This window comes from Sphingomonas hylomeconis (assembly GCF_025370105.1).
GTDB lineage: Bacteria > Pseudomonadota > Alphaproteobacteria > Sphingomonadales > Sphingomonadaceae > Sphingomonas > Sphingomonas hylomeconis.
Map to the genome: position 1 here is coordinate 85,935 of NZ_JANQBK010000012.1, position 13,001 is coordinate 98,935.

At 69.5% G+C, this 13,001-nt stretch carries 10 protein-coding genes; 6 read left to right on the top strand and 4 right to left on the bottom strand.

The genetic code is table 11. The features are described from left to right. Positions 1–28: 28 nt before the first annotated feature. The 4 genes from NV401_RS13805 to NV401_RS13820 form a co-directional block, all read right to left on the bottom strand. Complete coding sequence (locus NV401_RS13805; protein WP_261295022.1) at positions 29–1,675, bottom strand: FAD-binding dehydrogenase; 1,647 nt, start codon at positions 1,673–1,675, stop codon at positions 29–31. A 312-nt stretch (positions 1,676–1,987) separates the two neighbouring features. Next, positions 1,988–2,470: a hypothetical protein gene (locus tag NV401_RS13810; RefSeq protein WP_261295023.1), complete on the bottom strand. Its 483-nt coding sequence runs from the start codon at positions 2,468–2,470 to the stop codon at positions 1,988–1,990. A gap of 168 nt (positions 2,471–2,638) precedes the next feature. Beyond that, positions 2,639–3,091 carry a DUF2147 domain-containing protein gene (locus NV401_RS13815; RefSeq protein WP_261295024.1) on the bottom strand — a complete coding sequence of 151 codons (453 nt, stop codon included), beginning with the start codon at positions 3,089–3,091 and terminating at the stop codon, positions 2,639–2,641. A gap of 37 nt (positions 3,092–3,128) precedes the next feature. Next, positions 3,129–6,479, bottom strand: coding sequence for a TonB-dependent receptor domain-containing protein (locus NV401_RS13820; protein ID WP_261295025.1), 3,351 nt, complete (start codon positions 6,477–6,479; stop codon positions 3,129–3,131). Positions 6,480–6,747: 268 nt separating this feature from the next. Here NV401_RS13820 and NV401_RS13825 point away from each other — a divergent pair, with 268 nt between their 5' ends. From NV401_RS13825 to NV401_RS13850, 6 genes are all read left to right on the top strand, one after another. Further along, a complete protein-coding gene (locus NV401_RS13825; RefSeq protein ID WP_261295026.1) occupies positions 6,748–7,425 on the top strand; it encodes an ABC transporter ATP-binding protein in 678 nt (225 codons plus the stop codon). Then, positions 7,422–8,639, top strand: coding sequence for an ABC transporter permease (locus NV401_RS13830; protein WP_261295027.1), 1,218 nt, complete (start codon positions 7,422–7,424; stop codon positions 8,637–8,639). The genes NV401_RS13825 and NV401_RS13830 overlap by 4 nt, the downstream gene beginning before the upstream one ends. Then, positions 8,629–10,089, top strand: a complete 1,461-nt coding sequence (locus NV401_RS13835) for a TolC family protein (protein ID WP_261295028.1) — start codon at positions 8,629–8,631, stop codon at positions 10,087–10,089. The genes NV401_RS13830 and NV401_RS13835 overlap by 11 nt, the downstream gene beginning before the upstream one ends. Further along, positions 10,086–11,375: an efflux RND transporter periplasmic adaptor subunit gene (locus NV401_RS13840; protein ID WP_261295029.1), complete on the top strand. Its 1,290-nt coding sequence runs from the start codon at positions 10,086–10,088 to the stop codon at positions 11,373–11,375. The genes NV401_RS13835 and NV401_RS13840 overlap by 4 nt, the downstream gene beginning before the upstream one ends. Positions 11,376–11,462: 87 nt before the next feature. Beyond that, the gene (locus NV401_RS13845; RefSeq protein WP_261295030.1) at positions 11,463–12,014 is read left to right on the top strand and encodes an RNA polymerase sigma factor; all 552 of its coding nucleotides are present in this window, start codon (positions 11,463–11,465) and stop codon (positions 12,012–12,014) included. After that, positions 12,011–12,991: a FecR family protein gene (locus tag NV401_RS13850; protein WP_261295031.1), complete on the top strand. Its 981-nt coding sequence runs from the start codon at positions 12,011–12,013 to the stop codon at positions 12,989–12,991. Before NV401_RS13845 ends, NV401_RS13850 begins: the two co-directional genes overlap by 4 nt. Positions 12,992–13,001: the final 10 nt, after the last annotated feature.

Genomic DNA, 13,001 nt, shown 5'->3' on the forward strand with positions numbered 1-13,001 from the left:
CCGGCGTGATAACGGGGCGGCGTCGGCGTTATGCGACGGCGCGGCCCGCCACCCGCCCGCTGAACAGGCACCCGCCGAGGAACGTGCCCTCCAGCGCGCGATAGCCGTGCATGCCCCCGCCGCCGAAGCCCGCCGCCTCGCCGACCGCGAACAGCCCGCCGATCGGCGCGCCATCGGTCGCCAGCACGCGCGCATCGAGATCGGTTTCCAGCCCGCCCAGCGTCTTGCGCGTGAGGATGTTGAGCCGCACCGCGATCAGCGGGCCGGCGGCGGGATCGAGGATCGGGTGCGGCCGCGCGGTACGCGCCAGCCGCTCGGCCCAGCCCGTTCGCGCCATGCGGATCGCCATGATCTGGAAGTCCTTTCCGAAGGGATTGGCCAGTTCGCGGTCCCGCTGCCGGATCGCCGCCTCGATCGCGCGGGGATCGAGCCGCGTCGCCTTGCCGATCCGGTTCATGCCGGCGACCAACGTGTCGATGTCGTGCGCCACGACGAAATCCGCGCCGTGCGTCTTGAACGCCTCGACCGGCGCGGGCGCGCGCGTCCGGCTGGTCACGCGCCGCAGCGTGGCGCTAAGGCTGCGGCTGACCAGATCGGGATTCTGCTCGGAGCCGGACAGGGCGAATTCCTTGCGGATGATCGCCTGGTCGAGCACGAACCAGCTGTACGGACTGTTGCGCTGCATCAGGTAGCGCAGCGTGCCCAGCGTGTCGTAACCGGGCAGGAACGGCGGCGGCAGGCGCACGCCGAACGCATCGAACCACATCGAGGATGGGCCGGGCAGCACGCGGATGCCGTGATCGCGCCAGATCGGCTGCCAATTGCGCAGCCCCTCGACATAATGCCACATGCGATCGGGGTGGATCAGCCGCGCACCCGCCTGTTGCGCGATGCCGATCATCCGGCCGTCGACATGCTCGGGCACGCCGCGCACCATCGTGGCGGGGGGCGTGCCCAGCCGCGCGGGCCAGGCGCGCCGCACCAGATCGAGATTGCCGCCGATCCCGCCCGAGGCGATGACGATCGCCCCGGCGCCGAACCTGAAGTGCCCCACTACATCGCGCGCCGTGGCGACGCCGCGCGCCGCATCGTCGGCGGCGAGCCGCGCCCCCGATACCCCGGTCACCCTGCCGGCTTCGGTCTCCAGCGCGTCGACGCGGTGCCGCCAGGCGAAGCGCAACCGTCCGTCGCGTTGCGCCCGCCGCGCCAGATCGACAAAGGGTCGCACGACCCCCGGCCCCGCGCCCCACGCCACGTGAAAGCGTGGCACGGAATTGCCATGGCCCTCGGCGCGCCCGTCGCCGCGCTCGGCCCATCCGACCAGCGGCACGAACGAGATGCCGTGCCGCCGCAGCCAAGCGCGCTTGTCGGTCGCCGCGAAGCGGACATAGGCCTCGGCCCAGCGCGACGGCCAGGCATCGTCGGCCCGGTCGAACCCCGCACTGCCGGTCCAGTCCTGCCAGGCGAGATCATGGCTGTCGCGGATCCCCAGGCGTCGTTGCTCGGGTGAATCGACCAGGAACAGGCCACCGAGCGACCAGAAGGCCTGCCCGCCGATGCTCTGTTCCCCCTCCTGCTCGACCACGATTACCGAGGCGCCGCGCGCCACCGCTTCGGTCGCCGTCACCAGCCCGGCAAGGCCGGCCCCGATCACGATCACGTCAGCGTCGGCCATCGGCACTACTCCCTGTTTCTCGACCGGATCGTCTCGCCGCCGCATCGGACGGTGGCGCACCGTCGCGGTGACCGGCGCGCACGGCAGGACCGCGGGACGATGCGGTCACCGGGACGATGCGGCCGCCCGGGCCGGCCGGGCCGGGAACGACAACGGGGAAGAAGGACCGAACGGCTCACCGGGCTGCAAAGCGGACCGGCGTCGTGTCGAAACGCGGTCGGGCAGATCGGCTGCAGCGCCGTTCGGTCAAGGGGATCATCGTCGATAGATGCGCGTGCGGACACCGGGCCATGCCCGATGTCCGCCGGCACGTCAGGGAACGGTATAGGTCACGGTCGGCGTGACACGCACCTGCCCGGTGATGCGGCAGGCGCCGATGCCCGACGTCGCCGGAATGGTCGCATTGGCGAAGGTGATCAGTCCGGTGGCCTGATTGTAGGAGCCGGTCAGCGTGCCGGCGCAATTGCCGGTGATGGCGGTCACCGTCACGCCGTTCAGCGTGATCGACGTGGTCGAGGCAGCGGACACCGCGTAGGGATAGCCGCTGAACGTGATCGATCCGCACAGGCCGCCGCCCAGCGTTATGTTCGTCACGCGGGCGGACGATGCCGACACCACCTGCCCGCTGCCGCTCAGCGAACAGGTCAGGGTGATGCCCTTGCTCACCGTCAGGGAGCCGACATTGGCCAGCGTGAAGCTGCCCGGGGCGGACGTGAAGGTCTGCGCGGACGCCTGTGGCGTCATCAGTGCAGTGGACGCGACAAGGGCTCCTGCAGCCAGGATCTTCTTCATCATCATTCCTCTCCTCTGTGGGGCTTTGACTGCCCGTTAGGAGGGGGCGCATGCGGCCTCCCCCATCACCAGAGACGCCCGCCGCCGGCGGCCGGGGGGATCGCCAGCGCGAATTGGCACCAAAGCCGAGGCAGAATTGGACCGATCCGGCGGCGAACGCCGGTGTATCGGTCAACGGGCACGCCGCCACGTCTGCGTCTTGCATAGGAACAGGGCGATACAGCCGCGGACCTTGAGCGTGTCCGGATCGACCAGCGTCAGCGTGCCGCTGCTCGCGGCGTTGCCGGTTTCCGGATCGTAGAGCGATCCGCCGCGCCACTCCGTCGGCCCGCCGGCAAAACCGTTCAACACGATCGCGCCGAGCACCTTGCGGCCGCGAAGCGAGCGATCGGGATTGCGGACGTCGCGCTGCCCGGGATTGGCGCGCAATCGCGTGCCATCGACGACGCGGCCGCACAGCAGCGCGCCGCACCGCTGGACGTCGACGATCCCGCCTTCGCGCTCGGTGTGCCAGCGCCCGAGCAATGCCTTGTCCTCCGGCCAAGCCCCCGGCGCGGCCCCTCCGAGGACCAGCGCCAGCACGGCAGCCCCCGCGCCGCGCCGACCGATCGATCCTGTCGCCATCGCCTTTATCCCACCCTTGCTGCGCCCGGACACGGCGTCAGAACCGCTTCGACAGGCGGAGCCCGACGATCCGGGGTTCCAGCGTGAAGACGTTGGTGGTCAGCCCGCTATCGTCCGAATTGGTGAAGGCGTCGGTGATCGGCGTGTCGTCGAACAGGTTCTTGACGTAGAATTGCGCAGTCAGGCCCCACGGCGCATTCTCCAGCGTGAGCGCGATATTGCCGTTGCCCCAGCCGCGCAGTCGATCATAGGCGGTGTTGTAGACGCGGGCATAACTGGGCCCCTGGCGATAATAGTCGCCACGCAGCGTCAGCTTCCAATCATCGAAGAACAGGCTGTACTGCGCACCGACGTTGAGCGTGAGGTGCGGCGAATTGGGCAGTTCGTTACCACCCAGATCGGCATAGAAGCCCTGCCCGCCATTGGGGGCGCCGCTGCGCGGCGCGGTGCTGCCGAGCGGCGCGAGCGGGCTGAGCGCCGGATCGTAGGGCAGCAGCGGATCATAGGTGAATCCCAGCAGCGCATAATAGGGCACCTGCCCCTCGGGCGGGGTCGGATCGTAATCGCCGATCCGCCCGGATGCGCTGCATAAGGCCGCCAGCGCGAAGGTACCGAGCCCGCCGTCGGGGCCCTGCGAAAACGGCGACGTGAGGATCTGCTCGACCGCCGCGCGCGGCGCGATGCAGTTGGACGGCACCTGCACCCATGGCCGCACCACGACCCAATCGGCATTGCCCTGCGTGCGGTTCATCACGTCGATCGATTGCTCGCCCTTGGCGATGCGCGTGCGCAGATAGCCGAGATTGGCATTCAGCCGAAAGCTGCGTGACGGTTGCCACCACGTCTCCAGTTCCAGCCCCATCGAGCTGGCATCGAAATTCTCGTTGAGCGAGATCCGGTCGACGATCTGCGAGACCTGATAGTTGGTATAGTCGTAATAGAAGCCGGTCAGGTTGACCCCGCCCTTGCCGTTGCCGAACACATTCTTCGTGCCGATCTCGAACGCGTTGACATATTCCGGCGCGAAGGTCTGCGCGATCGGCTGGTAGCGTACGATCGTGGGATCGAAATCGACCCGCGGCGGATTGGTGCCGCCGCCCTTGTAGCCGTGCGAGAAGGACGCATAGACCAGCGTCTCCGCGGTGAAGCGCAGATCCGGCTTCCAGTCGAGCACCGCGCGGCCGCTGAACCGCTGCCATTTCTGGACGATATCAGGTTGCGGCGGATAGCCGATCGCCGCCTTGCCGCCGGTCGATCCGGTCAGGACCGGGCCGATGCCGAGCAGCAACTGGCTGGGATAGGGCGTGCTGGTCTTGGCATCGCTGGTATAGCGCAGCCCGCCGGTCAGCTTGAGGCGATCGTTGAGCTTGAAATAGGTCTCGCCGAACAGCGCCCAGCTTTCGGTCTTCACTTCGTTCTTGCTGCGGAAGTAATTGTGCCCGTCGCCATTGATCTTATCGATCGGGTTCGGGTCGATATAGATGCAATCGGCGCTGCTGTCGTTCGGACCGGTCGGATTGCATGGCCGCGTTCCGACGAAATTCAACATTTTATCGAAGTCCACCCTGTCCTCAAAGGCAAGACCGTTGTAAAAATACTGCCCGATCAATGTGAACAAATTACTGAATACGTAATAATCGTCCTTGGATCTGAAGTTGAGATAGTTTCCGCCCAGATTGAAGTTGAGCGGCCCCTCCCAGGAGGATTGCAGGCGAAGTTCCTGCGTCCATTGCTCGTTGCTCGATTTGCTGAGGTCCACCGAAAGGAACCGATCGGACGGCCCGAGTTGCGGGTCGGTGAAGACTCCGCCGGGCGTCACATCGGGCGCCACGACTGGGAAACCAAAGCTGCCGATCAATCCGGGGGCGGTCGAATCGGCGAAGATTGGATTGGACGCGAACCGGCTGTAATCCTGCGAGGAATAGTAGCGATCGCGCGCAAAAGCGGTCTGCGAAATCAGCTGCAGCCCGTCGCTCAGCCCGACATCCAGGTTCAGCTGGAAAAAGTCGTTCTTGGCGCGGAAAACCGGATCATAGCTGGTCGAGATCTCGCGCAGGTTTCGCGATTGGGTGATGCCGGCATAGGGATCGCTCCCTTGCGGAACCACGAAAACAGGCATGCCGTCGGGTCCGTCACCAAGTCCGATGGAGCCTGCGAGATAGACATGCGGGAAGCTCGCCCCATTGGGGACCCCGAACGCGTCGTCCGAGAACAGGGTTTGCGGCAGGCAGCCCTGGCTGAACCTTGCGCGCAGCGGATCGGGCACCGCCGTCGTGCCGATCATTGCCGGCCCGGGGTCGCGCGTGCACAATTGCTTGCCGCTGCGCGAGCGCGTGTCGTCCTCGTCGAAATGCTGCCAGATCGCGCTCGCGCGGAACCCCGCCGACGGTTCCCACAGCGCCGACACCCGCGTCGACCACAGATCGCGCCCGTTCACCCGCGTCTTGTTGAAGCTGTTATATTCGAAGCCGTCGCGCTTGGTATAGGCGCCCGCGGCGCGCAGCGCGAGCGTGGCGCCGAGCGGCACATTGAGCATCCCGCTCACCCGGCGCGTGTCGTAATTGCCCAGTTCACCCTCGATCGCCCCGGCCCATTTGTGCTGCGGCAGCGCCGGCAGCACGTTGACCACCCCGCCGGTGGCGTTGCGGCCGTACAGCGTGCCCTGCGGCCCGCGCAGCACCTCGACGCGCTGCAGATCGAAGAATTCCTGCTCGAACAATCGGTTGCGGATCAACGGCGTGTTGTTGAAGCTGACCGCCACGGCCGGATCGGTGCTTGCCGATACCGCTTTCGTGCCGACCCCGCGGATCGAGAAATTATAGCCCGAGAAATTGCTCTTGGAAAAAGTGACGTTGGGGATGGCGCGCAGCAATTCGCCCCCGGTCTCGATCTTCATCGTCTGCAGCGCCGCTCCCGAAAAGGCCGAGACGGCGATCGGCACGTCCTGGATCGATTCCTCGATCTTCTGCGCGGTGACGACGATATCGGTGCCGGGGTCGGCCGCCGACGAGCCGTCTGCCGTCGGCGCCTGCGCCTGCAGCGCATCGCCCCCGGGCAGCTCGGCGCGCCCGTCGACCACCACGTACAGGTTGCCGCGCCGGCGGAAGCCGAGCCCCGAGCCGCGCAGCACCGCCGCCAGCGCCACCTCGACATCGCTGATCGCGGCATAGCGCGGCGCCATCTTGTTCGCGGTCAGTGCCGCGTCGGCCAGGATCGACACGCCGCTCTGCATCGCCAGGTCGCGCAGCGCCGTCGCCAGCGGCTGCGCCTCGATGCGGAACGCGGTCGCCCGCGCCGCCGCCAATCCGGGTGTCAGCGGCACGGCGAGCGCCATCGTGGCCCCGCCGATCATCAACAGGTGACGGCATGTCGGCACAAATACGCTCATCAATGTTCCCCCCCCGCGAGGCCCGTTGCCCCGATCGTTGCCGCAGCGGTCCGCGGTCGCCGAGTAAGACGCGGCGGGAGCAGGATCGGGGGGATGGCGCCAACAATAAATACAATAGGACGCCGACTCACTATTGATCCAGGTCATATCTCCACACAGGCCCGGCGATGCTGCATTGCACCAGCATTCCAACCATCCTCCTTCGCAGGTATACTGCTATTGACAAGACAAACGCTATGGCTTCCTTTCAGATGATATGGGGGTCGTCGTGCTTGAACTTGCCGATGTATCTAAGGTCTATCGCCAGGCCGAGCGGGTCGTTCCTGTATTGCAGGACATCTCGTTCTCCGTCGCGCGCGGCGAGCTCTGCGCGCTGGTCGGGCCGTCGGGATCGGGCAAGACCAGCCTGCTCAACCTGATCGGGCTGCTCGATCGCCCCAGCGCAGGCACGCTGGCGATCGACGGCGCGCGCGTGACGGACTGCTCGGCGGCGGCAGCGGCGCGGCTGCGCAACCGGCTGATCGGCTTCGTCTTCCAGTCGTTTCATCTGCTGCCGCGCCTCACCGCATGGCAGAATGTCGCGCTGCCGCTGCAATATCGCGGCGTGCCGCGCGCGCGGCAGCGGGCGCAGGCAGAGGCGATGCTGGCCAGGCTGGGGTTGGCCGATCGTAGCACCCACCTGCCCGGCCAATTGTCCGGCGGCCAGAACCAGCGCGTCGCCATCGCCCGCGCGCTGATCGGGTCGCCGCGCCTGCTGCTTGCCGACGAACCGACCGGCAGCCTGGACAGCGCTACCGGGCGCGAGGTCATGGCGTTGCTCGCCGCGCTCCATGCCGAGCTCGGGCTGACCATCGTCATCGTCACGCACGATCAGCAGGTCGCCGCCGCCTGCCCGCGCCGGATCGCGCTGCGCGACGGCCGCCTCGCCGGATCCGCGGACGAATGACCGCCCCGCGGCCCGCCGTGTGGAACCCGCCGCCGATCGCGCTCAGGCTCGGCGATACGCTGGCCGAGGGCTGGCGCAACCTGCGCGCGCAGGGGCGGCGGTCGGCGCTCGCCTTGCTCGGCATCGTCATCGGCACGGCCGCGATCATCGCGATGCTCAACAGCGGCCATATGGCCCAGCGCGCGGCGCTCAAGCTGTTCGCCAAGCTCGGGGTCGACATGCTTCAGATCCAGGCGGCGTCGACCGGCGCCGCCCCGGCGCAGCTGTCCCGCGCGGCGATCGAGGCGCTGCCGCGGCACGATCGCGCCGTGCTGCAGGCGGTGCCGCTGGCGATCGGGCGCAGCGCGGTGCGCGCGCATGGCCTGACCGCCGATCTGGCGACGCTTGCCGCCCCGCCGGCGCTCGGCGCGCTCGCGCGGCTGCCGATCGCCGCCGGCCGTGCGCTGCGCGCGATCGACGATTGCACGCTCGCCACCGTGCTGGGCGCGGGCGCGGCGCGCGCGCTGTCGGCGCCGGCCGGTGCGATCGCGCCCGGCGATACCGTGCTGATCGGCCAGTACGGCTATACCGTGATCGGCGTGCTCGCGCCGGTGGCGATCGAAACGCTCGATCCGGTGGATTACAACCTGGCTGCCCTGCTGCCGCCCGGATGCGCGGCGCGGGTCATTCCCGGCGGCGGCCCCAACGCGCTGCTCGTCCGGCTGCGCGATGGCGCACAGGGCGACGCGGTCGGCCAGCGGCTGATCGCCCGTTTCGCCGCGCCGGGCCTGTCGCTCACCCTGCTCGATGCGCGCACGATCCTGCGCACGATGCAGCAACAGCGGGCGATACAGTCCCGCATGCTCACCGCGATCGGCGCGGTCTCGCTGCTGGTCGGCGGCATCGGCGTGATGAACGTCATGCTGATGAGCGTGATGGAGCGCCGCCGCGAGATCGGGCTGCGCGCTGCGATCGGCGCCACGCCGGCCGATATCGGCCTGTTGTTCCTCGTCGAAGCCATGCTGCTGTCCGCAGCGGGCGGCGTGATTGGCGCGGCGCTGGGCGGCGGCATTGCCTATGCCATTGCGCGTGGCGCGGGCTGGACGTTCGCGCTCGCCCCATGGACGCTTGCGCTCGGCCCCGGCGCCGCCGGCACGATCGGGCTGGTGTTCGGCCTCTATCCTGCGATCGGCGCCGCCGGGCTTGCCCCGATCGAGGCGCTGCGTGCGGATTGAAACGCTGCTCATCGGCCTGCTGCTGTGTCCCGCAGCGCAGGCGCAGCGGCCAGCGCTGTCGCCATTCGCCGGCGTGCCGGCCCCGTCTGGCGCGCAGCCCGCGATCGCCGCCCCGGCGGTATCGATCCGGCTGGTCGAGGCGGTCGCGCTCGGGCTGCGCGACAATCGCACGATCCGCTCGGCCTTTCTCGCGCGGGTCGCGCAGCGCTTCCGGCTGCGCGCGGCCGAGCGGCGGTTCACGCCCCGGCTCGAAATCGTCGCCGATCTGTATCGTCAGGAACTGGCCGGTACCCGCTCCACTCAGGCCAGCATCGCCGGCACCGGCGGCGTGCTGCTGCCGACCGGCGCGCAGATCGCCCTCCAGTGGGACCGCCGCCGGCGGCTCGACGCGCGCAGCGACAGCGACGTGGCCACGCTCGCCCTCACCCAGCCGCTGCTGCGGGGCGCGGGGATCGCGGTCAATCGTGCGCCGGTGCGCATCGCCCGGCTGCAGGAAACGATCAATCGCCTCGCGCTGCGCAACAGTTTGGCGGAGGGCATCAGCCGCATCGTGTTCGCCTATCGCGCGCTGCAGCAGGCGCAGGAACAGGTCCAGCTCGCCGAACGCGCGCTCGCGCGTACCGCGACACTGATCGCCACCAATCGTGCGCTGATCGACGCGGGGCGCATGGCCGCCGCCGATATCGTCCAGGGCGAGGCCGAACAGGCCAGCCAGCAGGTCGCCCTGCTGCAGATCCGGCAACAGCGCGCCAGCGCGCAACTGGCGCTGCTCGAACAGCTCGCGCTGGCCCCGGCGACCAATATCGTCGCGGCCGACGCCGTCGCCGCCGATCGGATCCCGATCGATCTGTCCCGCGCGCTTGCCGCCGCGCGTGAGAACCGCATGGATCTGCTCGCGCAGGCCAATGCAGTCGAACAGGCACGCGAAGATCTGCGCATCGCGCGCAATCAACGGCTGTGGGATCTGTCGCTGGCCGCCACCGCGACCCGCAGCACCGGGCGCGATGCGCTGCTGGGCGCCTATCCGTCGCGCATCGACAACCGCATCGGCGTGCAGCTCGCCATCCCGCTGGGCGATCCCGGGCCGAAGCTCGCGGTGATCGAAGCCGATACGGGCCTGCGCACCGCCCAGCTGCAGCTGGAGTCGATCGCCCAGGCGGTCGAGACGCAGGTGCGCGATGCGGCACAGCGCGTCGATGCGGCATGGTTGCAGGTCGACACCGCCGAGCGTTTTCGCCTGCTCGCCGCACACGCGGTGGAGATCGGGCGCGAGAAGCTCGCCGCGGGCCGCACCAGCAATTTCGAACTGCTCGGCCTGCAGGATGGCCTGCGCGTCGCCGAAAGTCAGGCGCTGGCGGCGACGATCGGCTATCTCGATGCGCTCACCGCGTTCGACCTCCAGATCGGCGCCACGCTCGACAGCTGGAATGTCGAAGGCAGCGACGAATGACGCCGCGCCCGCCGGCATGGATTGCGCGCCCGGTGATTGCCTGGTCCGCGCTGGCATTGCTGCTGCTGGCCGTGCTCGGCTGGTGGTGGCCCCGGGACGGCAACGACGCAGCCGCGCCGCCGGCCGACCATAGCCTGGTCGTCCAGCGTCAGCCGTTCAGCGCCACGCTGACCTTCGCCGGCAAGCTCGCCGCCGGCGAGGCGGTCAGCGTCACGGCGCCCTTCGACGGTACGGTCCGCACGGTCCAGTTCGACGTCGGCCGGCACGTCAATGCCGGCGATGCGCTGCTCGTGCTGGATACCGAGGAGATCGAGACGGCACGCAACACCGCCGAAGCCGCCTGGCTCAAGGCGCGGCAACCCGCCATCGCCATCGCCCGCTGGGCGCACGGGCCGGAGGTCGGCGCGGCGCGGCGCCGGGCCAGGCTCGCCGCGGTCGATCTGGCCCGGCTCGAACGGGAGGCCCGCGAAAGCCGCCGGTTGCTCGCCAGGGGGCTGATCGCGCGCAATGAGCAGGACAGCGTCGAGCAGCAGCTCGCGGCGCAGCGCATGACGGTCGCGGGCGCCAACGACGATCTCGCCGAGACGCTGGCGCGTGGCGGGCCCGATGCGGCGCGCATCGCCCGGCTCGAACTCGCCAACGCCGGTGCCGCCCTGCGCCGCTCGGTCACGGCGATCGGCCGGGCTTTGGTCCGCGCGCCGGTCTCCGGCATCGTTCAGGCACCGCCGGTCGCGACGGTGCCGCCGGGTCAGGATCCGCTGCGCCCCGGCGCGCACGTCGCGCGCAGCCAGCGGCTCGGCACGATCGCCCGGGACGGCGCTCTCGCCGCGACGTTCGAGGTCGACGAGGCCGACGTCAATACGCTCGCCATCGGCCAGCCGGTCACCGTCACCGGGCCGGGATTTGCGGACGTCGCGCTGACCGGGACGGTCGCCACCATCGTCGCTGCGGGCGACGCTGGCGCCGGCCCGACACGCTTCATCGCCACCGCCCGGCTGCGGCCGCCCGCCACGGGCGCGGCAATGCGCGCACGCATCGGCATGACCGCTGCGGTCACCGTGCTCACCTATCAGCAGCCGGCCGCGATCGTCATCCCGGCCGCGGCGGTACGGGGCAGCGCCCCGGTGGCGCACGTCACCGTGCGGTCCGCTGGCCGCCCGGTCGAACGGCAGGTCAGGGTCGGTCGGGTCACCCCGGGCGGGGTGGAAATCCGCGGCGGCCTGCGTCCCGGCGAGACGCTGGTCTGGACCGATGCCCCCGTGCCGGCCGCAACGGCAGCGGACTGACATGCGGCGATCCCCCCGGCGGCGCGGCCCGCGCGTCATTCACCGCAGGGCGCTGGTCGCCCGGCAACGGGCAGGATCGATTGCGCGATGGCGTCCGACGCCACCTCTTCTTGGCCGCCGGCGGTGAGCGGCGCCCCGCATCCCCGCCCGGAGCTGGACGGCTGGGTGCGCCGCCACGGCACCGCGCTGCGGCGCTATTTCGCGCGTCGCGTGAGCGAGGCGGAGGCCGAGGATCTGGTGCAGGAAGTGTTCCTGCGCCTGCACGCGATGGGCCGCGATGCCCCGATCGAAAACATCGATCGGTTCATCTTCACCGTCGCCCGCAATATCCTGATCTCGCGGCATCGTTATCATCGATCGCGGCATGCCGGCGCGCACGAGCCGCTCAGCGCGACCTCCGATCCGGTCGACCCGCTGTCGCCCGAGCGTATCGTGATCGGCGCGGCGGAATATGAGCGCATCGTCGCCGCGATTCTCGCGCTGCCGCCGCGCGCGCGCGCCGCCTTTCAGTTCCACCGGTTCGAGCATATGACCTATCAGCAGATCGCCGACCGCATGGGCATATCGCATCAATCGGTGAAGGAGTTGATCCAGCGCGCCTTGGTGCGGCTGGCCGAGCATATGGACGACGGGACATGATCCGCCTCCGCCCCCCCGGGCTTGCCGATCGGCGCGCCCGCGCCGCCGCGCGGCTGCTGGACCGGCGCGCGCTGGCCGCAGCCGATCCTTCCGACCCCACCGCCACCCGCGACGCCGATGCGGCGCGCGAAATGGCCCGGCTGTGGGCGCTGACCGGCGCCGTCGCCGCGGATCCCCGCATCCGCGCCGCGGTTGCCGAGGATCTCGATCGCTTCCCGCCCGGGCGGCCGCATGCACTGCCGCGCATTGCGGCGCTCGTGGCGGCGGCCGCGCTCGGCATTGCCGGCGTGGGCTCGGTCACCTGGTTCGCGCATCGCGATCGCGCGGCGATTTCGGTCGCGGCGCCGCGCGTCGCAACCGCGATCGGCCAGCGCCGGCAGGTAGTGCTGGCCGATCGATCGAGCGTGGCGCTCGATACCGACAGCGAGGTCGGCATCGCGATGGATCGTGCGACGCGGCGCGTCACCTTGCGGCGCGGTCGGGCGTTCTTCAAGGTCGCCAAGGATTCCGCGCGGCCGTTCATCGTTACGGCGGGCGACAAGCGCATCCGCGCGGTCGGCACCGCGTTCGACGTGCGCCTGGAGCGCGGTGCAGTGACCGTCACCGTGCTCGAGGGGACCATCGAGGTCACCACCGGCGCCACCCCGCTACGCGCGCGCCTCGGCCCCAACGCTCAACTGGCGACCGGCGGCGACAGCAACTGGACGATGCGTCGTGTCGATGCCGCGCAATCGACAAGCTGGCTTACCGGTCGTTTGTCATTCGTCGACGAATCGCTGGCGACGGCAGTCACCGAAATGAACCGATACACGGCGCAGAAGATCGTCTTTCGCGATGACCGAATATTGGATGCGCGGATCGTCGGCGTGTTCCGCGCCGGCGATACGGTCGCCCTCGCGCATGCGATCGAGCTCAACGGCACGGCCCGGATTGTCGAATTGACGCCGACGGTGATCCTGGTGGAGGCGGCTCGCTGACTTGGGCGAT